The following is a 21,751-nucleotide window of genomic DNA, read 5'->3' as shown; positions in this document are numbered from 1 at the left end:
GCGGGCGGAAATCCAGTAGCATCCGAGGGTGATCCAACGATTGGGCGAATTATGGCAGCACACCCCGCTGGCCTTCTGGCTGGTGCTTGCTGCCTGCGCCTACTTCGCGGTGATGGCCGTCCGGCTCACGGTGATTGACGTCCGGCATCACCTCCTGCCCAACCGGATCGTCTTCCCTTCCTACGCCGTGGCCGGTGTCCTGCTCCTTGCGGCAACTGCCTTAGCCGGAGCCGGGGCCAGCGCCGCCACAGGCCAGGGCACTGCCGGTCCCGTCGCGGAGCTCATGGCTGTACCGGCGCTCCGGGTTGTGGCCGGTGCCGCCATCCTGTGGCTTTTCTACTTCATCCTGCGGTTCGCGTATCCGCCCGGCATGGGTTTCGGGGATGTGAAACTCGCTGGCGTCCTGGGGATGTACCTCGGTTATCTCGGCTGGGGACACCTGTTTGCAGGTACCTTCCTGGCTTTCCTCCTCGGCGGGCTCTGGTCAATCGCACTTCTGGCTGCACGCAGGGGGACGCTGAAATCGTCCATCCCCTTCGGACCGTTTATGCTCGCCGGTGCAGCCGCGGCCATGCTGCTGCCGGCGTGACCCAACATGCGGCGTGAGCCTGGACCTGCCTGGCTTATGGGTAGAGCTGGCTGGCTGTTTCGGTAGGCTGGCGGGATGCCTGCGCCTGACTACATCCTGAAACTCCGCAAGAAAATCGGCAACGATCCGCTCTGGGTCCCCGGGGTCCGGGGCGTAGTGATTGATGATGCGGGGCGCGTCCTGCTCGCCCAGCGGGCCGACAACAAACAGTGGGCGCTGGTCAGCGGAATGCTGGAGCCGGGCGAGGAGCCAGCCCGAGGCCTGGTGCGGGAGATCTTTGAGGAAACGGCGGTAGTGGCGGAACCGGAGCGGCTTGTGTCTGTAGGGGCTGTAGGTCCGTTCACCTACCCCAACGGCGATGTGTGCGAGTTCCTGGACGTGGTGTTCCGCTGCCGCTACGTCTCCGGGACTGCCCGCGTGAATGACGACGAGTCCTTGGCGGTGGGCTGGTTCGGCGTCGATGAGCTCCCTGAGCTGATGCCCGGTCACCTCACCAGCATCCACCGAGCCCTCGCTCCGGCCGAAGCCGCCCACTTCAAACCCTGACCGTCCGCACTAGGCAATCCTTTTAGTACGACGGCGGTCAGTTGCGCTGGGAGACCAGCTCGCCGTCGTCGTCCTTGGCATTGTCCGGCAGGCCGGCGGCAAGGCGCTCGGCCTCCTCACCGCCCACGGCTTCGCCCCGGGCCACCATTCCGGCAGTGTCCGACAAGGGGATCTGCTTCAGCGTGACGGCCAGGATCAAGGCAACCGCGATGAACGGGATCAGGTACCAGAAGACCGGGGCGAGCGACTCGGCGTAGGCGTTGACGATCGAATCGCGCAGCTGCTCCGGAAGCTGGCTCAGCGCTCGTGGGTCCAGGGTGCTGGTGGACTGGGCCGCCTGGTCCGCGGACGCTCCTGCACCGGTGAATGCGCTGGTGAGGGACTCGGAGAGGCGGTTGGTGAAAATGGCACCGAAGACTGCAACGCCCATTGCGGCGCCCACCTCGCGGAAGTAGTTGTTGGTGCTGGTGGCGGTGCCGATCTGGTCCGCGGGGACGGAGTTCTGCACCACAAGGACCACTACCTGCATGATGAGGCCCAGGCCGGCTCCGAAGATGAACAGCTGGACGCAGATCACCCAGATGGGTGTACTGGCAGCGAGGGTGGTCATCCAAAGCATCGCAGCCATGGTGAAGGCCGCCCCCAGGATGGGATACAGCTTGTACTTTCCGGTCTTGGAGATCCGGATGCCCGAGTAGATGGAGGTGCCCATCAGGCCCGCCATCATCGGCAGCATCAGCAGGCCGGACTCGGCCGCAGAGGTGCCGGAGGACATCTGCAGGAACGTGGGGACGAAAGCAATTGCGGAGAACATGCCCAGGCCAAGGGTGAAACCGATGGCCGTGGCGTTGACAAAGATCCGGTTGCGGAACAGGCTCAGGGGAATGATTGGATCCTCGGCCCGGCGCTCCACCATTACGAAGGCTGCGGCGGACAGGACCATGCCGGCGCCAAAGGCCCAGGTAAGGGGGGAGTCCCAGCCCTCGTCCTTCTTTCCGCCAAAGTCGGTGAAGAAGATGAGGCAGGTGGTGGCTGCGGACAGCAGCACAACACCCAGGATGTCGATCCGCTTTTCAGCCTTCTTGTTCGGCAGTGTCAGTGTGAACCAGGCAATGGCGAAGGCTGCGATGCCGATGGGGATGTTGATGTAAAAAGCCCATTCCCAGGTCAGGTGGTCCACGAAGAATCCACCCAGCAGGGGGCCGGCCACGGCAGAAAGGCCGAAGATGGCGCCCAGCGGCCCCATGTACTTGCCGCGGTCCTTGGCCGGCACTATGTCCGCAATGATCGCCTGCGAGAGGATCATCAGGCCGCCGCCGCCAAGGCCCTGGATGGCCCGGAAGACCACGAAGCCCCAGAAATCCGTGGCAAGGGCACAGCCCACCGAGGCGAGCGTAAACAACGCGATGGCTATAAGAAACAGATTTCGCCGGCCCAGGACGTCACCGAACTTGCCGTAGATGGGCATCACGATGGTGGTGGCGAGCAGGTACGCGGTGGTGATCCAGGCCTGGTGTTCCACGCCGCCCAGTTTGCCCACGATGGTAGGCATGGCGGTGGAGACAATTGTTTGGTCGAGGCTGGACAGCAGCATCCCGGCGATCAGCGCCGAGAAGATGATCCAGATGCGTTTTTGGGTGAGCAGCAGGGGACCCGCTGCTGTTGTCCCCTTATTGACGGCAATACTCATGGTTGTCCTTCTGCGGGTATGGGCTTTGCGAAGTTTTGGGAGAACAGTTGGCGGGCGGCGCTGATGTTCTCGAGGAAGAGTTCCTGGTAGGAGCGGGTGTTGCCGTCGGAGAAATAGACCATGCTGCTTTTACGGGCGATGTTTCCGAGCAGGACAACGGCCATCTGGATCACGGGGTGTTGTGGATCAACGCCTTCCCGGCGGGCCAGGACCCGGGCGAACTCACCCTCCCGCTCCTCCGTGGCACCGATGATCCTCAGCATGAGCTGTGGTTCCTTCTTGATGACGCCGATCAGCTGGCGGGTTTCCTCTTCAGAGGCAGCCATGTTTTCGGACAACTTCAATGAAAGCCCGATCAGGTCCTGGAAGAGGGTGGAGGAGATGCTGCCGGGTGGGGATGCTTCGCCGCCGGCAACAAAGTCCTCGATGACATCAGCGGGAATTTCGTCATCCACGTGGCCAAGGATGGCGTCTTCCTTCGTGGGGAAGTAGTTGAAGAACGTCCGGCGCGAAATGTCGGCCTGCTCGCAGACCTCGTCCACGGTATAGCCATTCAGCCCCCGTTCAGCGGTCAGCCTTCGGGCGATGGCGGTAAGGGCTGAACGGGTCGCAGCACGCTTCCGTTCACGGAGGCCACCCTCAATAACTGCACTTTCATCCACAAAGTAAAGTTTTGCACTCCTTAGACGTTAGTGCAACTTTTGATGACCGGGCGCACTAGGCAGAGAGCAGGAGGCAGAGAACAGTACGACGACGGCCGGTACCTTTCGTGTGAAAGGTACCGGCCGTCGTCGTAAGCGGGGCCGCCGCAGGCAGGTAGGCGCTGGGGGCTAAGCCTTGTGGGCCGGGGAGGTCATGGTGGTAACGTCCAAGGCCTTCTCGAGGTCGGCTTCGGAGACCTTGCCCTCGCCGTCACCGACAAAGCCGAGCTTCTCGGTGGCCTGGCGGACGGTGAGGCCTTCGGCCACGGCCGTCTTGGCGATCTTGGCTGCGTTCTCGTAGCCGATGTACTTGTTCAGCGGGGTAACGATGGACGGCGAGGCCTCAGCCAGGAAGCGGGCACGCTCCACGTTGGCGGTGATGCCGTCGATCATCTTGTCGGCCATGACGCGGCTGGTGTTGGCCAGCAGGCGGATGGACTCCAGCAGGTTGGACGCCATCACCGGGATGCCGACGTTCAGCTCGAAGGCACCGTTGGTCCCGGACCAGGCGATGGCTGTGTCGTTCCCGATAACCTGCGCAGCCACCATGATGGACGCCTCGCAGATGACCGGATTGACCTTGCCGGGCATGATCGAAGAGCCCGGCTGCAGGTCCGGAATGGCGATTTCGCCCAGGCCGGTGTTGGGACCGGAGCCCATCCAGCGGAGGTCGTTGTTGATCTTCATGAACGAGATGGCGATGTTGCGCAGCTGGCTGGACGCCTCGATAAGGCCGTCACGGTTGGCCTGCGCTTCGAAGTGGTCGCGGGCCTCGGTCAGGGGCAGGCCGGTGTCCGTGGCGAGCAGTTCGATCACGCGTTCGGGGAAACCGGCCGGGGTGTTGATGCCGGTGCCCACGGCCGTGCCGCCCAGGGGAACCTCGGCGACGCGGGGAAGGGAAGCGTTGATGCGCTCTATGCCGTAGCGGACCTGGGCAGCGTAGCCGCCGAATTCCTGGCCAAGCGTCACGGGGGTGGCATCCATCAGGTGCGTGCGGCCGGACTTGACGACGTCCTTGAACTCCACGGCCTTGCGCTCCAAGGACTCGGCCAGGTAGCCGAGAGCCGGGATGAGGTCGTTGATCAGGGCGGACGTCGCTGCCACGTGCACCGACGTGGGGAAGACGTCGTTGGAGGACTGCGAGGCGTTGACATGGTCGTTCGGGTGGACAACCTTGTCGCTGCCGGCGGCCTTCAGTGCACGGGTGGCAAGCTCGGCGATGACCTCGTTGGTGTTCATGTTCGAGGAGGTGCCGGAGCCGGTCTGGAAGACGTCGATGGGGAAATCGCCGTCGTACTTTCCGGTGGCCACCTCATCAGCGGCGTCTGCGATGGCCTTGGCAAGCTCGCCGTCGAGCACACCCAGTTCAGCGTTGGCCTGGGCAGCAGCCTTCTTGACCCTGGCCAGCGCTTCAATGTGCGCGCGTTCCAGGGTCTTGCCGGAAATAGGGAAATTCTCCACTGCCCGCTGCGTCTGCGCGCGGTACAGTGCGTTCACGGGGACGCGGACTTCGCCCATCGTGTCATGTTCAATGCGGAACTCTTCAGTGGAAGTCATGGGGCTAGCTTAGGGCGATCCTGCATCCCATCGAAAACCGTGAAGAGCATGCTACGGGCGGGTTTTAACCCCCGCCCTAGAGCTCACCGATCCCGGAAACAACGTTGGCGCGGCCCTCGGCCAGGCTGTACGAGAGGCCGATAACGGCGGTGCGCCCGCTTTCAACTGCGTCCGAAATCACACGCGAGCTGTCCACCAGCCGCTGGGCGGTCTGCTTGACGTGCTCCACCACCATGTCGTTGACCTCGTGCTTGTCCTGGCGAATTGAGGTCAGCACAGACGGGGTGATCCGCTCTACCAGGTCGCGAATGAAGCCCGCCGGCATCTCACCGGTGTCCACTGCCGCCTTGGTGGCGCTGACGGCACCGCAGCTGTCGTGTCCCAGGATGGCGATCAGCGGTACGCCGAGCACACCCACGCTGTACTCCAGCGAGCCGAGGACGGCGTCGTCAATAACCTGCCCTGCCGTACGGACCACAAAAACGTCACCCAGTCCGACGTCGAAAATAATCTCGGCAGCGAGCCGGGAGTCCGAGCAGCCGAAAATCACGGCGAACGGGTGCTGGTTCTCCACCAGCGAGGACCGGCGCGAGGAGTCCTGGTTCGGGTGGGAGGACTGGCCGGCGACGAAACGTTCATTTCCTTCGCGCATCCGGCGCCAGGCAAGGGCAGGAGTCAGATAGGTAGTCACCCTGCTTACTTTAGGGGGCGGTGGTGGCCGCAGGTGAAACTGTGACGGCAGGATTGCTGTCCATGGACTTCACGACGGCGTCTGCCAGGGTGCCGAACTCGTCCAGCGGGGCGGAGCCGGTGAGGATGACAGTGGTGCCGCGGTACTCCAGCACCATTGATTTTTCGCCCTTGCCGGTATCGCGGAGCTCCCATTCCTGGCCGCCCGCGTTGCGGGACCCGGTAACAGGAGCATTTTTCGTTTGCTGAAGCAGCCAGGTGGGGTTGGCCGTACGGGTCTGGACCAGTCCAATGAAGGACTCCTTCGGCGTGATATAGCCGACCTCCCATGCAGGCACGCCGCTTCCCGTGCCACCTTCCCACCTGGCGTAGTTGGGCCGGAAGGAGTTGCCGGTGTCCGGCGCTACCGGCGTGAATCCTGCCACGTCCGTTGCATTCCGGGCTGCGGCACTGACGTCGATATTGGGACGGTAGCCGTCACTCTTCGGGGAGGGGTTCATCAGGACGATGGGCAGGAACGCGGCGATGCTCAGCACCAGGGCAATGATCATCCCGATCACGGAGGCGTTGGCCCGCTTGGCTGCCGCCGCCGGAATGACAGGCTTAACCGGGTCCTGCCCTCCGGCCGCGCTGGATCCGCTGTTGCTTCCGGATCCTGCTGGTTCGGGGGAGGGACTGGTCTTTTCCTGCATTTCATTCACCCCTCTATAGTCGCCCATGCCGGTCCGCAACTCACACTCGGTCCGCCGTGGCCGCTGCCGCTCCGGCAACTACCTTCGGACTACATTGCGCGGCCGCGTCATCCCGCAGCCGGAACCCGGTGCCGCGACTATGATCGATATCAGAGGAATCACCGCGCGGCTGTTCCGGCTGGGCGGGTTCAATGATCGCCACTCGAAGAAGAGGTTCACGTGTCACCAGCGTCCATGACCCAGAAGTACTCCACGATCTCCCCCTCCCTGGCGGTGGGCAACGATGAGCCGGACCGCAACCTTGCCCTCGAGCTCGTCCGCGTTACCGAAGCGGCAGCAATCGCCGGCGGACACTGGGTAGGCTTCGGCGACAAGAACACGGCCGACGGCGCTGCCGTTGACGCCATGCGCTCCTTCCTTCAGACCGTCCACTTCAACGGCGTAGTGGTCATCGGCGAAGGCGAAAAAGACGAAGCCCCCATGCTCTTCAACGGCGAACGCGTGGGCGATGGCACCGGTCCGGAATGCGATGTGGCAGTGGACCCCATTGATGGAACCCGGCTCACCGCACTTGGCATCAACAACGCCCTGGCCGTCCTGGCTGTGGCCGAGCGCGGATCGATGTTCGACCCCTCCGCCGTGTTCTACATGGAGAAGCTGGTCACCGGTCCTGAAGCCGCGGACATGGTGGACCTTCGCCTCCCCGTGAAGCAGAACCTGCACCTGATCGCCAAGGCCAAGGGCGTCAAGGTCAACCAGCTCAACGTCATGATCCTGGACCGCGACCGTCACCGCCCGCTGGTTGAAGAAATCCGCGAGGCGGGCGCCCGCACCAAGTTCATCATGGACGGTGACGTTGCCGGCGCCATCGCAGCGGCCCGCTCGGGCACTGGCGTGGACGCCCTAATGGGCATCGGCGGCACCCCCGAGGGCATCGTGGCCGCTTGCGCCATCAAGACCCTGGGAGGCGTCATTCAGGGCCGGCTGTGGCCCACCAGCGACGAAGAGAAGCAGAAGGCCATCGACGCAGGCCACGACCTGGAGCGGGTCCTCTCCACCAACGACCTCGTCTCGAGCGACAACTGCTACTTCGCCGCTACCGGCATTACCGACGGCGACCTGCTCAAGGGCGTCCGCTACTCCAAGGACAAGGTCCTGACCCAGTCCATCGTGATGCGTTCCAAGTCCGGCACCATCCGTTTTGTGGACGGCGAGCACCAGGCCAGCAAGTGGGAAGCCTACGCCCGCAAGAGCTGATCCAGGCCCCACGCCAGACGGAGCCCCGGAGAGCGCCCAGCGCATTCCGGGGCTTTGGCGTTAATGCGTTGGTATAGGGTTTAAGCCATGATTCCAGCTGTTGTGCCCTGTACTGACCGCGCCCTTTGGGACGAATACGTCGACCGGTTCCAGGGGCACCCGCAACAGCTCTGGGGCTGGGGTGAGACCAAGGCCATGCACGGCTGGTCCGTTGACCGGGTGCTTTTGAAAGATGGGGACAACACCATCGGCTGCGCTCAGCTGCTGATCCGGCGGCTGCCGCTGCCCTTCCGCGCACTGGTCTACATTCCCCGGGGGCCTATGTGTGCGCCGGAAGATGCGCAGGCCGTCCTCGCCAGCCTTGCCGGGCACGCTGCCGTCCGCCACCGGGGAGTCGCCCTCAGCATTGAACCGGACTGGGACCAGGACTCGCCATACGCGGCTGCGGTGAAAGATGCAGGATTCCATTCATCGACCAATACGGTACTGATCCCGCGCACGCTGATCCTTGACCTCACCAAATCCGATGACGAACTCATGGCTGACATGTCCAAGTCCACCCGCGCGAACATCCGCAAGGCGATGCGCAGCGACGTCGAGTTCCGCAAGGTAAAGAACGACGCCGAACTTGAGCAGGTGCTCGCGATCTACCACGAGACGGCCGAACGCGCCGGGTTCGGGATCCACGAGGACCAGTACTACCGGGACATCTTCCGGAACATGGGGGATGGCTCACCGATTATCGGGGCCTTCGACGGCGAGCAGTTGCTGGCGTTCGTCTGGCTCGCCAAGAGCGGTTCCACCGCTTTCGAGCTTTACGGCGGTGTCTCCGCGGAAGGGCAGAAGCAGCGCGTCAATTACGGCGTGAAATGGGCAGCCCTGCAGGCCATGCGCGAGGACGGCTGCGGACGCTATGACTTCAACGGCCTCCTCAACGACGGCATTTCCGACTTCAAGAAGCAGTTCGCGAAGCACGAGAACATGCTCCTGGGAACCTGGGAGAAGCCGCTCTCGCCGCTGTACCCGGCGTATGCCCAGGCCATGCCCCTGGCACGCCGTGGACTCCAAACAGCACGCCGGCTCCTGAAGACTGCTGCCGGGAGGGTCCGGCCACTGATCCGGAAGGTGCGCCGGGGCAGCTAGCAGCCTCAGGACAAGGGCGACGACGGCACCTGCCATGGTGCCGTCGTCGCCCTTTCTGCTAGGCGCGGGCGAGACCCTCCCGCAAGCCCGTCGTCACAGCGAATGCCAGCGCGGGTTCAGTGCTGCCGGCTACCGGATGAACATTGACGGGCGCCTCGGCGGCAGCCAGGAAAGCGCTCCCGCCCCGGGAAAGCTGGAGGTCGCCCTTGGGTGAATCCAGGTAGACATCCCCGGCCACCACAATCACCACTGCCGCGCCGGACTGTGCCAGCGGGACGGGTCCTGCCTCGGGCGTAAGTTCAATCCGCTGCAGCTGGAACTCCTCGAAAGGCGGGCGGAAAAGTTCCTGGTCCATCACCGTCCGCTTGGCCTCGAGCATCGGCACGGCCACGGGGTGGAAGTCGACGGTCCGCAGCAGTTCGGGGACGTCAATGAACTTTGGGGTGAGGCCGCCCCGCAGTACGTTGTCAGAGGACGCCATGACCTCAACGCCGAGGCCGTGCAGGTACGCGTGGACGTTCCCGGCCGGCAGGTAGACCGCCTCACCAGGCTCCAGCGAGATGCGGTTCAGCAGCAGCGAGATCAGGACTCCCGGATCACCGGGGTACTTTTCATTGAGGCTGATGGCCGTCGCAAGTTCGGCGTCGAAGGGGGCAAGCGGCGCTCCGGAAAGCAGCGCGGCCACCACCAGGGCCGTGTCCTCAGCCACGGACGTGCCTCCGGAGATCAAGCGCTCGAAGGCCTTCCGCAAACCGGCGCCTTCGTTGGTGTCCTCAAGATCCGCCAGCAGTGAGCTGATCAGCGCGGGCGGCTCGCCCTCCACGGCGTCAAAAGCTGCGGCAACGTGCTGCAGGATCTCCCGGGCCTGGCCCGCCGGGCGGAAACCGCACAGGGCTTCAAACGGCGTCAGGGCAAGAATCATCTCGGGCTTGTGGTTGTCATCCCGGTAATTCCGGTTGGGGGCGTCGGCGGCGAGGCCCTGGGCCTTCTCCCGTGCGAAGCCCGCCCTCGCCTGCTCCAGGCTTGGGTGGACCTGCAGGGAGAGCGGCTGGGCAGCCGCCAGAATTTTGGCAAGGAACGGCAACCGCGGACCAAACCGCGCCACGGAGTCTGCGCCGAGGAAATGCACCGGGTCGCCCGCGATCAGGGCATCGAGGGTCATGGTGGACCCATCCCCGGGCAGGTGGGCCACGGATGGTGAGTCCGGGTGCGCACCAATCCACAACTCTGCTTCCGGTTCGCCCGACTCCGGCCGCCCGAGCAAGGCGGCGATCGCGGTCGTCGATCCCCAGGCATAATTCCGGAGGACATTATCGATCTCGTACAAGGCAGGGTCCGTTTCCTAGGTAGGTCTGATGGGGATGCTGGTTACAACGGCGCGCATTGGCCGTTGGTGGCCACGAGCTGCCGGATGGCCTCCTCGTTGCCTTCGCGCTTGAGCTGGGTCAGCATCTCTTCCGTAATCGGCTCACCGTCGGGAGTAGTGGTCACCGGGACAAAATCCGACGGCGCGGGCTGCTGCATTGCGGTACGGCCTGCCGGCAGGCCCGCAGGCGAGGCTCCTGCCGCCTGGACAGGCCCGGCGCCTGCGGCCGGGACTACCATGACGTCGTCGGGAACTCCTGCCGACTGCGCCCCCTGCCCGGATGCAGATGCGAGCAACTGGTCCACACGGGAGTGAATATCATCGAAGTCCGGAACGGTGGAGAACGAGGCATCGAAATCCGGCGGGCCGATGGTGAGCCGTTTGACGTCCTGGCCTTTCGCCTTGATGGCGAGGTCCACAAAGCTGCCCAGCTGCGATGAGGAGATGTTTGATTCCACCACCTTCGTTCCTGCGTTGGCGATGTCCTCGAACTTGGCCAGCAGCGTAGCGGGATCCAGCTGCTTCAGCATGGCCTGCTGCACGCATTGCTGGCGCTGGATGCGGGCGTAGTCGTCCACGTACTCGCGTGACCGTCCGTACCACAGCGCCTGGTCTCCGTTGAGTGTTTGTTCTCCGGCCGGGATCCACCCGAGGGGCATACCGTGGGTTTGGGTGAAATCGTCGAAGAAGCCGCTCATGGGAACCCAGCCGCCGGCCTTGATCCGGATGCCGCCCATGGCGTCGATGAGGGAGGAGAAGCCTTGCATGTCCACCAAAACGTACGCCTGGACAGTAAGGCCCAGCGTTCCGGAGACGGCTTCAAGGGTTGCCTGCGCACCGGGGTCGGCCACGCCGGGGTAAAGGTCGGCGTATTCGTTTGTCACTTCGGTGTTGATGGCATTGATCAGGCAGTCGTCCCCGCAGTTGTAGCCGTCCGGATAGACGGTGCGCATGGGCGAGTCCTCGCTGAACTGGGCGTTCTGCAGGTTACGGGGTACGGAGATGATCGCGGTCTGGCCCGTCGTGGCGTCCACGCTGAGGACGGACAGGCTGTCCGGGCGCCTGCCGGTACGGTCCTCACCGGCATCGCCTCCCATCATCAGGAAGTTGTAGCGGCCCTCCACCGGGTCGATGGCGGGGCCGGAGGAGAAGATGCTGCCGATCGCGTTCCGTCCCACATTGAGCAGGTACGCAGCGTAACCAAGGGACCCGCTGCCAAGGACCATCGCCAACACCAGGGCAATGACGACGGCGGGCCGCGCCTGCGGCGCGAGCAGGACCGGGCGGATGAGCCGCAGGGTGTTGATAAACAGGATTGCCCAGCCGGCAGCCAGTGCCACCAGCAGGATCACCAGTGCCAGCGAGGCGAAGGGGTTGGTGACGATGTTGATGAGAAGGGTCCGGTTGAGCAGCAGCAGGAGCACCGCAAGCACCAGGGCTGCCCAGACACAGAGCGTCACCCTCAACGCCGCGCGGCCCAGTTTACGGTCCCCGGCCACAAGCTGCGCGCTGCCTGGCACCAGGAGGGTCAGAAGCACAAGGACGAAGCCGCGCTTGGTCCGCACCGGGAAGGAAGCGCTGGATGGGTAGCGGACCGGGTCGGTGAGCGCTGTGCCGGAAAGGGACTGCTGGACCTTGCTGCTGGTCATGGCCGCCTTCCTAACGGCTGCCCCGGAGCGGACCGTTGGCTTCGGCGAAAACCTCGCTGACCTTCTGCCGCAGGTTTGCTCCCTTGCGGGCGGCTACGGCATTGAGGTCTGCGGCGAATTCGAGGAGGTCGGCGCGCAGTGATGCCGCAAGCTCGTCGGTGCCTGCTGCGAGCATCCGGACCGCCAGGAGCCCGGCGTTACGTGCTCCGGCGATGGAAACCGTGGCCACGGGAACGCCGGCAGGCATCTGAACGATGGAGAGCAGGGAGTCCATACCGTCCAGGGTCTTCAGCGGAACCGGCACTCCGATCACGGGGAGTGGAGTGACGCTGGCCAGCATCCCCGGCAAATGGGCGGCACCGCCGGCGCCGGCGATGATTACCCTCAGCCCGCGCTCGTGCGCTGTCTGGCCGTAGCGGATCATTTCGGTAGGCATCCGGTGGGCGGACACAACGTCAGCTTCGAACGGAATGCCGAACTCTGCCAGGGCGTCAGCCGCGGCTTCCATGACCGGCCAGTCCGAGTCCGATCCCATCACCAGGCCCACCAGCGGGTTGCCGGCAGGACCGGGGGCGGGGGTGGCTTCGGGACTCATGCTTTCTCCTCAAAAATTGCTGGCGGTTCTTCGGCGGGTACCCGCCCGTCCCGGATGATGCCCGCTACGGTGCCTGCCCGGCGTCGAACGGAATCAACCTCCGTTGTGGACGAGCCCACCAGGTTAACGTGGCCAATCTTCCGGCCCGGGCGCACCGACTTGCCGTAGCAGTGCACCTTGGCCGCCGGCTCGCTGGCCAGCGCCAGCGGGAAGGCGGAAAACAGGTCCTGGTTGTCGCCGCCCAGGAAGTTCTTCATCACCACTACCGGACCCAGCACGTCGGTGGCGCCCAGCGGGAGGTTAAGGACGGCGCGAAGGTGCTGTTCGAACTGGCTGGTGACCGACCCGTCCTGCGTCCAGTGCCCGGTGTTGTGCGGGCGCATGGCCAGTTCATTGATGAGGAACCCTGCGCCGATGCCGGGGGTTTCGAAAAGTTCCACTGCCAGGACCCCTGTCACACCCAGTTCCTGGGCTATCCGCAAGGCAGCATCCTCTGCGGCGGCCGCAACCTCCACCGGAATGTCCAAGGCAGGGGCTATGACTTCGTCGCACACCCCGTCGACCTGGATTGTGTGCACCACGGGCCAGGCCCGGGCTTCGCCGTCGGGCGTCCTGGCAACCAAAGCGGAAAGCTCGCGGGTGAAATCAACTTTTGCTTCCGCCAGGAGGGGACTCATGGCCTCAAACCATTCAGCGGTGTCGGCAGCCTCCTCCGCTGAGGAAATGATCCGGACACCTTTGCCGTCGTAGCCGCCCCGGGGAGTCTTCAGGACCACAGGCCATCCGGTGTCCTCCCCGAAGCTGACAAGCGCGGCCACGTCCGCCACCGAAGCCCAGGCGGGGTTGGGAAGTTCCAGCCGGTCAATGGCGGAGCGCATTACCAGCTTGTCCTGCGCATGAACCAGGGCATCGGGGCCGGGCTGGACGTTGACGCCGGCTTCCTGCAGCGCCCGCAGATGCGCCGTGGGAACATGCTCGTGGTCAAAGGTCATGACGTCCAGGCCCTCGGAGAACTCCAGGAGGGTCTGCAGGTCCTTGTAGTCGCCCACCGGTGAGGAGGGCACTGCCGAGACGGCTGAGACGTCGTCGCCTTCAGCAAGGACGCGGAGTTCGAAGCCGAGTGCGGTTGCGGCTGGGGCCATCATTCGCGCAAGCTGGCCGCCGCCAACTACACCTATTACTGGAAAAGTCACATGGGCCAGCCTACCGAAGACCAGCCCGGATCCCGCGTTTCCTGCCTTCATGAGTGGTTTTTTGGGCTCCAGGACGGTTCTGTGGCACGGCATTAGGGGTGGCTGCCGGACCGCCACAGGAATTTGAAGGGCTAAAATGGACCTCTGGCCGTGTGGCCCATCGTTCAACGGCCATGGAGGGTCATGTTTAGCACGCTTGCAGATCGCATCCGGGGGCTCGCCTCGCTTTTTTGGCGCGAAGTGGCCAAGTTCGGCGCCGTCGGCGGTGTGGCTTTCGTCATCGATAACGGCATGACGTATTACCTCATGCATGGCCCAATGACGGACAGCGAGGCCAAGGCCCGTTTTGTAGGTGCGTCAGTGGCAACGATCTTTTCCTGGGTAGCGAACCGCCTCTGGACCTTCCGGCACCGGCGGCAGGACAACGTACTCCGCGAGTTCCTGATGTTCATCCTCATCAACGGGATAGGCATCGGGATTTCCACAGGCTTTACCGCCCTTGCCAAGTATGGGCTGGGCGTCACCGACAAAAACATGCTCTTCTTCGCGGGAGTAGCGGGCATCCTCGTGGCCACTGTTGTCAGGTTCTTTGCCTACCGGTTCCTGGTGTTCAACAAGGAACTGGACCAGGAACCGGAGTTCTCACACGACCACGAGCTCATCGAACTCCACCACCATGGCAGCAGGGACACCGGCGATGGTGCCGGTGCAGCGGAGCCCGAGCCCCTCACGGAGGACCCGGCCCGGCCGCAGAAGTAGGCCAGGCGACACGGCGGCCGTTCAGTTGCCGTGGATGCGTTCCGCCGCCAGCAGCTTGTCGGTGGGCTCGACATCGGGGTGCGTCATCACAACAGAACCCCCGCGCCGCCATGCGCCCAGCGCGTTCGCCAGCGCTGCCTCCAGTCCGTCCCGCCCTGGGATGTGCAACCGCACGCCCTCCTCGTGGGGGACTGCGAACCCGTCAAGCAGGTCCTGGTGCAGGTGCCGGCGGCCGTCCTGCCCAACAATCGCGCAAGCCGAGGGGTCGGCCTCGGCGTGCTGCATAAACACGTCTCCGTGGGAGCGCACTTCCGCTGCGTAATCCAGGCAGCCTGCCGGAAGGGCGCCGTCCCAGCGCATAGCCAGCGCGGGCAGCGCAACGGCCACGACGGCACCATACTTTCCTGCTGCCGGCTCCGGCCGGGTGGTGGCCAGGAGGTCCGCCGCGCCGCCATCCAGGACCGTTTCAAGGCCGAGCTGCCAGGCGGCAAGTGCCCAGACCATGCCCTTCCAGTGGGCAGGCAGGTCGAGCGCCAGGCGCATGCCCGGTTCGGCGTCCAGTTCGTCCTGGAGGAGGTTGCTGGTTTTGGCCACCCAGTTGTCCAGCACCTTTCCGGACAGCTCCACGCGCTCCGAGTCAGGGCCGTACCAGGTGAGGCGCGGAGCGGTGGAGTTGCCTGATCGAAGGCTGGTCATCAGATCGATTGCCGGGGTAGTCATGCCTCAATCCTGCCACCGGCACCACAGCAGGTCACCAAGCCGGCTCCGGCCGCGCAGAAAACCCAGCGAACTGCGTGATACTTATCACATCATCTGATGCTAAGCGTGCTATCTATTCATCGGGCGGCCGGGTACTTTCCGCGCCAACAGGCGGTTTTTTGAGGCTTTCCGCCGCCTGACCCGCTGATGTCGGCCGGAATCGCGCCGTCCAGTGAAAATTGCCGGGCGTGGCGTGCACCATATTGGTTGCTACAGGTGATTATTATCCGGCCAGCGGCTTGACTCACCCTAGTTACACGCGTGTAATTAGATAACTAAAGGCAACTGCGTAAATACCGGCACACAACCGAGTGTCCACGTATCCAGGCAGAAGCTGCAACATCAGGAGGGTCGCCGTGGGGCAAGCAGAGCGTATCCAGGAAGATGCCGTCGTGGCCGGTCAGGCAACGGCCAGATACCGTGCGCGGGGGGTGCCCAGTGATTGGTACGTAGACCCGGCGGATCCTGATGCTGCGGAGCGGTTCAACACGAACAATAAGGACCTCCTGCAGGACCAGGCCACAGCTTTCCTTGCCGCGCATGAAGCACTCCTGGGCGGCGGGCAGGACCCTGAGGACGAGCTCGATCCTCCGATGGAACTGACTTCCGGACCGGCGCAGCCCGTTTGGATCGGGCTGCCTTTCCAGCAGGACTTTGGCGACGAAGGCGAGCTCGGCTGGCAGACGGATGCGCTGTGCGCCCAAACCGACCCCGAGGCGTTCTTCCCCGAAAAGGGTGGCTCCACCCGCGACGCCAAAAAGGTCTGCGGCGCCTGCAATGTGCGATCCCAGTGCCTTGAGTACGCCCTGGCCAACGACGAACGATTCGGCATCTGGGGCGGCCTTTCCGAGCGTGAGCGCCGGCGGCTAAGGAAGCGAGCAATCTAATTCATCAGGATGTTCACGTCACTGCCGTTGTGGTCGCCCACAACGGCAGTGATTATCTCCCCAGAACCCTGGCAGCCTTGGCGGACCAGACGCGGCCGGCGGACTACGTCATCGGCGTCGATACCGGGTCCCGCGATGATTCCAAAGTCCTCCTTGAGCAGGCCCTGGGCGGGGCACACGTAGTAAGCCACAGCGGGAAGAGTGGAATGGGCGCTGCGGTATCCACCGGCCTTGCCCAACTCGCCCCCTGGGGTGGAGATCACGGCAACGGCAGGTCAGAGTGGATCTGGCTGCTTCACGACGACGCCGCGCCGGCTCCTGAAGCCCTCGCCGAACTTCTCCTCGCAGTGGAACGGGCGCCGTCCGTCACAGTTGCCGGCTGCAAGCAGTTGGACTGGCACGCGGGCCGCAAGCTGGTGGACGTCGGCCTTTCCACCAGCCGCTGGGCGGAGCGGCTAACCCTGATCGACGCTGACGAACTTGACCAGGGGCAATACGACGGCCGCACCGATACCTTTGCCGTGAATTCCGCCGGAATGCTGGTGCGCCGCGACATCTGGGAACACCTCGGCGGTTTCGATCCCGCCCTGCCCGGCAGCGGAGACGACGTCGATTTCTGCTGGCGCAACCGCCTGGCGGGACACCGCGTGGTGGTTGTCCCGGCGGCCAGGATGTTTCACGTCGTGCACCGGCCGCACGCGCTGGGCAACGCTGCCGCAGCGCGGAAGGCCCAGGTCCACCTGCGGCTGAAGCACGCGCCGCTGTGGATGGTGCCCGTGCACGGCGTGGCTGCCCTTCTCGGCAGCATTTTCAAACTGGTGTTGAGTATCGCCGTCAAGGATCCCGCGCACGGTATCACTCAGCTTGGTGCGACCTTTGCAGCGCTGGGTCGCCCCCGCGCCATCATGAGGGCAAGGGCGAACGCCAGGAAGACGCGCCGGATCCGCCGGTCGGTCATCCGGAAGCTCCAGACACCCCGCCGTGAGGTATGGAGCCATAGACGCTCCCTGATGGAGGCCCTGGGCTCGGACGGCAGCTCTGTGGACGACCTTGTGCAGGACCCTTTGGCGAACCAGCCCAGCGGCGACGCATCAGATGACTTCGCGGCGCTTGCCACCAGCAAGCGTGGCTGGGTGGGCAATGGTGCCCTGGCCGCGGTAATCATTGCGTCCGTCACCTCCCTTCTGGGTTTGACCGGAATCTTCGGCGCCCCCGGCGTATCGGGCGGGGCACTCATTCCCGTTTCAAGCGGCCTGGGCGACATCTGGCACCATGCGTCCAGTTGGTGGATCTCGTTGGGTGCCGGGCTTCCGGGTCGCGGGGACCCCTTCGGCTACGTCCTTTGGATCCTGGGCCTTCTGGGTGGCGGTGATGCCAATGCCGCCATGGCCTGGCTGCTGCTGCTCAGCACGCCGCTCTCCGGCCTGACAGCGTGGTTTGCGGCAGGCGGGCTGACAGTACGCCGCCGGCTCCGCCTGGCAGCAGCACTTTTCTGGGCGGCTGCCCCTGCCCTGCAGGTGGCCCTCAACCAGGGCCGGGCCGGGGCCCTTATTGCGCACATCATGATTCCACTGGTCGTCCTGGCACTGCTGCGTGCCACCGGCTCCGCGGTAGGGCAAGGTCGGTTCCAGCTGCCGGCTCCCGGTGACCGCCGTTTCACCGACCGGCCCCCGATAAAACCAGGGATCAACGGAATGCCGTCGTGGACGTCAGCAGCGGCGGCCGGCCTGGCGCTGGCTGTTGTCACCGCGTCCGCGCCGTCCCTGCTGATTCCGGCCACTGTGGTGATAGTTCTTTGCGGGCTCCTGCTCGGCCGCCGCGGCCGGACTGTGTGGTGGGCATTGCTGCCCACCACAGCCCTGTTCATCCCTTTCGGCCTTTCAGCCCTGGACAGGCCCCGGGCCCTGCTGGCTGATCCCGGCGTCCCCCTTGGCTTCGACGCCGCTCCGCTATGGCAGCAGCTGCTGGGCCAGCCACTTGAATTCGGTTCAAACGACGGGCTGGCCGGACTGCCGTATTTTGCGGCCGGCACCGTGCCGTGGGCCCTGTTGCTTGCCCTCCTTCTTGCCGTCCCCGTCCTGCTCCTGGCAGTGGCGGGCCTATGCCTGCCCGCTAACCGGGCCGGTATTGCCAGGTCCCTGTGGATTGTCGCAACTATTGCCTTGGCCGGAGGCTGGCTTGCAGGGCGGGTGGCTGTCGGCATGAATGCCGACTCCATGGTGGCGTCCTTCCCCGGACCTGCGGTTTCTGCAGCAGCGTTCGCCCTGCTGGGTGCCGGCCTCCTGGGAGCAGAACGCCTCCTGGGAATGGCCAACGCAGCGGCGGCCGGCAGCGTAAAACACAAGAGGGCCCTGCAGTCAGCGACAGCATTCGGCATGGTGCTCCTGCTTGCCGGACCCCTTGCAGGAATGGCCGCCTGGTCTGCGCAGAACATCCTCCGGCCCTCTGTAGCTGCCGCCCAAATACCACCGGCTTCCGCTGCCCTGGGCACGCCCCGCCTCGTGGATGCTGCCGGCGTTCGCATCCTCCCGGCCACGGCCACCGACCGGGGGACCGGTCCCGAACAGACGCGCACGCTCTTGATCAGCACCGGCGAGAACGGCACCTATAACGCTTCCCTGATGCGCGGCGCGGGAACAACGCTCGATAGCCTTTCGGCCATCGCCTCCGCGCGCAACATCCTCGGCCGTCCGGGATCAGAAACGGTGCGCGAGGACGACGACGTCACTGCCGCGGTCCGTCGCGTAGTGGCAACGCTCGTGGCCGGCCAGGGCGTGGACCCCCGGAGCGACCTGGAACAGCTCGGCGCCGGCTTTGTGGTTCTTCGGGCAGCCGACACCGCCGCCCAGCTCACTGCCAGCAGGATGGATGCTGTACCCGGGCTTATTGCAGTGGGGCAGACCGACGTCGGCTGGCTGTGGCGGATCTCCCCGCTAAACCAGCCCGTGCTCGAAGCAGCGGATGTTGCCCACCGCGTGCGGGTTGTCGATGGGGGTGGTGCCGCTATCGCGCTGGTCCCTTCGGGCTACGACGACGTTGATGCTGCTGTTCCCGAGGGGCCGGAGGGCCGGCTTGTGGTGCTGGCGGAACGGGCAGATCCCGGCTGGAGTGCGTGGCTGGACGGCCGCAGGCTGACCGCCACCACATCGGGATGGTCCCAGGCCTTCACCCTCCCGGCCTCGGCGGGCCACCTCACGGTGCGATACGAAAACCCGTGGGCCCTGTGGTCCGGGATCGCCCAGGCCACCGTCATCGGACTGACGGTGATGCTCGCGGTCCCGATGCCTGCCCGGCGCCAGAGGACGAGTCTTTCCCGGGACGAAGGCTCGCTGCGTAAGGAACACCAGAATGCATAACACTTCCATGCCAGCGGAAGCACCAGAGGGAAGCGGCACCGCCGGCGACGAAACCAAGGAAAGCCCCGAGCCGTCGAAGCGCCCGGCGGCCAAGGGGCGGAACGCGCTGTTTTCCAGCCTGGCGTCCGCCGCCGTCATCATCGCCGGTGCAGGAGCCGTGGTGGCGGCCGGTTCCGTATTCCCGCAGCCCGTTTCCAGCCGTACCGTACCGGCCGGGGTGTCGGCAGTTCCTGCCGGCAGCAGCGTCGGAGTCTGCCCAGGCCCGGCCCGGCTGCTTGAAGGCACCGAAGCGGGCACTGATCCGCAATTCAGCCCCGAGTCCGAAACTGCCGCCAGCTCGGTTACCGGCGCAGTACTCAGTGCCGGTGGAGTGCTGCCGGCCAGCCGGCTGTCGGACCTGCGCGGAACAACAACCGTCGAGATCGCCAAAGAGCAGGCCCAGCCCAGTGCCGCAGGCGGTTCGCAGGAAATTCTGGCAGGGGTGGTGGCGGGCCGTTCCGTTGACCAGGTGAGCGTCCTCAGCGCCGACGCCCTGGCAAGCCAGAAGGCTTCGGCCGCAGCGGCCATGAAGTTCACGGCAACGGACGGCGACCTGCAGGGGACTGCGGCAGCCAACTGCCTGCAGCCATCAAATGATCAATGGCTGGCGGGCGCGGGCACTACTGTGGGCCGTACGTCCGTGCTTCTTCTTACCAACGCTTCCACCACACCGGCCACTGTCAGCCTGGAGCTGTTCGGGTCCGGCGGGCAGATACAAGCACCCGGCAGCCGGGGACTCCTGGTGGCGCCCGGTACATCGCGGCCGGTTGTTCTGGCTGGCCTGGCTCCGGGGGAGGCCCAGCTGAGCGTGCACGTGCGCAGCGCCGGAGGCCCTGTTGCAGCCGTGATCCAGCAGAGTGTCCTCCGGGGCCTGACCCCTGGCGGCGTGGACTTCATCGCACCCGGAGCCGCGCCAGCCGTCCGGCAGGTCATGACCGGCGTTGATATCCAGGACCCGGACCAGGTCGCGGCGCTCACCGGGAGATCGGGGTACGAGGACGCAGGTCCCGCCCTGCAGCTCACTGTGCCCGGTCCTTCTGATGCCGTGGTGGAGGTCAAGCTCTACGGCCGCGACGGCCAGAAGGCATTGCCGAATGGGGGAGTCATGACTGCCAAAGCGGGCACCGTCACGGAAATCCCGCTGACCGGCGTCCCGGCCGGCCATTACACTGTGGTTGCCTCGTCGGATGTCACGTTCGTGGCCGCTACCCGGGTCACCCGCGGCCTCCAGGACACCCAGGCAGCAGACGTCGCGTGGGCGGCATCAGGAGTCAGGCTGGGCAGCCAGCACGTGGTCCCCGTTCCACAGGGGGGCCAGCGCCACCTGGTTTTCGGCGCTCTCGACAACCGTGCCACCATCACCTATTCGGCCATCACCGCCGACGGCAAGGTCCGGGCGCCGTCCACCGCCGATATCGCCGGCGGAACGACGGCGTCCATCACCATCCCCGAAAAGGTTGAGGATTCCGACGTCGTTGGCTATGTAGTGTCGGCTTCCGGCGACGCCGCCTACGGTGCACTGTTGTTGCAGCAGGAGGGAAGGAACGACGTCTCCTCACTGGCCTTCCTGCCGGCAGCCGCGGGCCAGGAAACAGTGCCCGTCACCCTGAGTTACTGAGCCTGCAGTTCCGGTACAGGACCCTGTTGATGCAGCGGGGCAAGGAGCTGCTGATGCCGGGGTCAGTACCTGCGCCGGTACACCGGGTCGAGGGTTTCCGGGGCAACACCCAGCATCTCAGCCGTGTGCTCCACCACCACGTCATGGACCAGGTCCTGGAGTTCCTCGACGCTCCCGCACGCCTGCTCCACCACGCGCCGGTAGACGGTGATCATCGGCCCGTCCTCGCCGGTGGCAGGGGTGTAGGAACCCATGGGGGGAGTGGCTGCATTGGCCGCCAACTGCTCCAGGTCCGGCGGGATTTCATCGACGCCAAAGCGGACGCCATCGAGGGTCTTGCCCCAGATGTCGTGCAGCCGTTGCGCGGAGTCCAGCACCATGTCATCAAAGCGGTCCGCCCGTGTGCGGTAACCAGGATGGGTGGGGAGCACCACTTCGCCCCGAAGACCCCGCCCGTGGCGGTTTCGGCGGCGCATCATAAAGCTTTTGCCTGAGGACGCCGTGCGCTGGTCCGTGCGGGTATCCGGCTCAGCCAACCGGACCGTAAAGCCTGATTCATGGTTCGATGACTGCATACATTGACTGTAAACCCGGGGGAGGATTTACGCGACACATGGCCCGCCCCCGTGAAGGCGCGTCGACCCGTGGCAACAATGCAGGGTTTT

Annotated in this window: 19 protein-coding genes; 8 read left to right on the top strand and 11 right to left on the bottom strand. The window is 64.9% G+C overall.

Translation table 11 applies throughout. From position 1 onward, the window contains the following. Positions 1 to 28: 28 nt before the first annotated feature. Positions 29 to 589 carry a prepilin peptidase gene (locus AC5RV1_RS03145; RefSeq protein WP_493947444.1) on the top strand — a complete coding sequence of 187 codons (561 nt, stop codon included), beginning with the start codon at positions 29 to 31 and terminating at the stop codon, positions 587 to 589. A 75-nt stretch (positions 590 to 664) separates the two neighbouring features. Then, positions 665 to 1,135 (top strand): NUDIX hydrolase, encoded by a 471-nt coding sequence (locus AC5RV1_RS03140; protein ID WP_493993511.1) that lies wholly within the window; start codon positions 665 to 667, stop codon positions 1,133 to 1,135. Between the two features lie 37 nt (positions 1,136 to 1,172). Here the strand turns inward: AC5RV1_RS03140 and AC5RV1_RS03135 are convergent, their stop codons facing one another. The 5 genes from AC5RV1_RS03135 to AC5RV1_RS03115 form a co-directional block, all read right to left on the bottom strand. Further along, positions 1,173 to 2,825, bottom strand: a complete 1,653-nt coding sequence (locus AC5RV1_RS03135) for an MDR family MFS transporter (protein WP_493993510.1) — start codon at positions 2,823 to 2,825, stop codon at positions 1,173 to 1,175. After that, positions 2,822 to 3,487 (bottom strand): TetR/AcrR family transcriptional regulator, encoded by a 666-nt coding sequence (locus AC5RV1_RS03130; protein WP_493993509.1) that lies wholly within the window; start codon positions 3,485 to 3,487, stop codon positions 2,822 to 2,824. Before AC5RV1_RS03130 ends, AC5RV1_RS03135 begins: the two co-directional genes overlap by 4 nt. Positions 3,488 to 3,655: 168 nt before the next feature. After that, positions 3,656 to 5,083, bottom strand: a complete 1,428-nt coding sequence (locus AC5RV1_RS03125; protein ID WP_493947440.1) for a class II fumarate hydratase — start codon at positions 5,081 to 5,083, stop codon at positions 3,656 to 3,658. Between the two features lie 76 nt (positions 5,084 to 5,159). Then, positions 5,160 to 5,774 carry a carbonic anhydrase gene (locus AC5RV1_RS03120; protein WP_493947439.1) on the bottom strand — a complete coding sequence of 205 codons (615 nt, stop codon included), beginning with the start codon at positions 5,772 to 5,774 and terminating at the stop codon, positions 5,160 to 5,162. A gap of 10 nt (positions 5,775 to 5,784) precedes the next feature. After that, entirely contained in the window at positions 5,785 to 6,465 is a 681-nt protein-coding gene (locus AC5RV1_RS03115) for a DUF4245 domain-containing protein (RefSeq protein ID WP_493993611.1), read from the bottom strand. Positions 6,466 to 6,699: 234 nt separating this feature from the next. Between AC5RV1_RS03115 and glpX the strand changes: the two genes are divergently transcribed. Then, entirely contained in the window at positions 6,700 to 7,722 is a 1,023-nt protein-coding gene (gene glpX / locus AC5RV1_RS03110) for a class II fructose-bisphosphatase (protein ID WP_493947438.1), read from the top strand. Between the two features lie 87 nt (positions 7,723 to 7,809). Further along, positions 7,810 to 8,865: a lipid II:glycine glycyltransferase FemX gene (locus tag AC5RV1_RS03105; RefSeq protein ID WP_493993508.1), complete on the top strand. Its 1,056-nt coding sequence runs from the start codon at positions 7,810 to 7,812 to the stop codon at positions 8,863 to 8,865. 58 nt (positions 8,866 to 8,923) lie between these two features. Here AC5RV1_RS03105 and manA read toward each other — a convergent pair whose 3' ends face one another. Genes manA through AC5RV1_RS03085 form a run of 4 tightly spaced genes read right to left on the bottom strand, consistent with a single transcriptional unit; the run spans position 8,924 to position 13,668 of the window. Next, the gene (gene manA, locus AC5RV1_RS03100; protein ID WP_493993507.1) at positions 8,924 to 10,192 is read right to left on the bottom strand and encodes a mannose-6-phosphate isomerase, class I; all 1,269 of its coding nucleotides are present in this window, start codon (positions 10,190 to 10,192) and stop codon (positions 8,924 to 8,926) included. A 41-nt stretch (positions 10,193 to 10,233) separates the two neighbouring features. Continuing rightward, entirely contained in the window at positions 10,234 to 11,880 is a 1,647-nt protein-coding gene (locus AC5RV1_RS03095; protein ID WP_493993506.1) for an LCP family protein, read from the bottom strand. Between the two features lie 10 nt (positions 11,881 to 11,890). Beyond that, positions 11,891 to 12,475: a 5-(carboxyamino)imidazole ribonucleotide mutase gene (gene purE / locus AC5RV1_RS03090; RefSeq protein WP_493947434.1), complete on the bottom strand. Its 585-nt coding sequence runs from the start codon at positions 12,473 to 12,475 to the stop codon at positions 11,891 to 11,893. After that, complete coding sequence (locus AC5RV1_RS03085) at positions 12,472 to 13,668, bottom strand: 5-(carboxyamino)imidazole ribonucleotide synthase (RefSeq protein ID WP_493947433.1); 1,197 nt, start codon at positions 13,666 to 13,668, stop codon at positions 12,472 to 12,474. The genes purE and AC5RV1_RS03085 overlap by 4 nt, the downstream gene beginning before the upstream one ends. A gap of 183 nt (positions 13,669 to 13,851) precedes the next feature. Here AC5RV1_RS03085 and AC5RV1_RS03080 point away from each other — a divergent pair, with 183 nt between their 5' ends. Continuing rightward, the gene (locus tag AC5RV1_RS03080; protein ID WP_493993505.1) at positions 13,852 to 14,427 is read left to right on the top strand and encodes a GtrA family protein; all 576 of its coding nucleotides are present in this window, start codon (positions 13,852 to 13,854) and stop codon (positions 14,425 to 14,427) included. Positions 14,428 to 14,448: 21 nt separating this feature from the next. Here AC5RV1_RS03080 and AC5RV1_RS03075 read toward each other — a convergent pair whose 3' ends face one another. Continuing rightward, positions 14,449 to 15,147 (bottom strand): TIGR03089 family protein, encoded by a 699-nt coding sequence (locus AC5RV1_RS03075; protein WP_493993504.1) that lies wholly within the window; start codon positions 15,145 to 15,147, stop codon positions 14,449 to 14,451. A gap of 395 nt (positions 15,148 to 15,542) precedes the next feature. On the opposite strand from AC5RV1_RS03075, the gene AC5RV1_RS03070 reads away from it, so the two are divergent. From AC5RV1_RS03070 to AC5RV1_RS03060, 3 genes are read left to right on the top strand one after another with little or no spacing between them, the layout of a single operon-like run. Next, positions 15,543 to 16,073, top strand: a complete 531-nt coding sequence (locus AC5RV1_RS03070; RefSeq protein WP_493947430.1) for a WhiB family transcriptional regulator — start codon at positions 15,543 to 15,545, stop codon at positions 16,071 to 16,073. Positions 16,074 to 16,102: 29 nt separating this feature from the next. Further along, entirely contained in the window at positions 16,103 to 19,429 is a 3,327-nt protein-coding gene (locus tag AC5RV1_RS03065; protein ID WP_493993503.1) for a glycosyltransferase, read from the top strand. Then, positions 19,422 to 21,086, top strand: coding sequence for a DUF5719 family protein (locus AC5RV1_RS03060; protein WP_493993502.1), 1,665 nt, complete (start codon positions 19,422 to 19,424; stop codon positions 21,084 to 21,086). The genes AC5RV1_RS03065 and AC5RV1_RS03060 overlap by 8 nt, the downstream gene beginning before the upstream one ends. 62 nt (positions 21,087 to 21,148) lie before the next feature. Here AC5RV1_RS03060 and AC5RV1_RS03055 read toward each other — a convergent pair whose 3' ends face one another. Next, positions 21,149 to 21,661 (bottom strand): metallopeptidase family protein, encoded by a 513-nt coding sequence (locus tag AC5RV1_RS03055; RefSeq protein ID WP_493993501.1) that lies wholly within the window; start codon positions 21,659 to 21,661, stop codon positions 21,149 to 21,151. Positions 21,662 to 21,751 lie beyond the last annotated feature (90 nt).

It is taken from the genome of Arthrobacter sp. Hb9-2, assembly GCF_059091165.1.
This window is presented reverse-complemented; position numbering and strand designations above follow the sequence as displayed.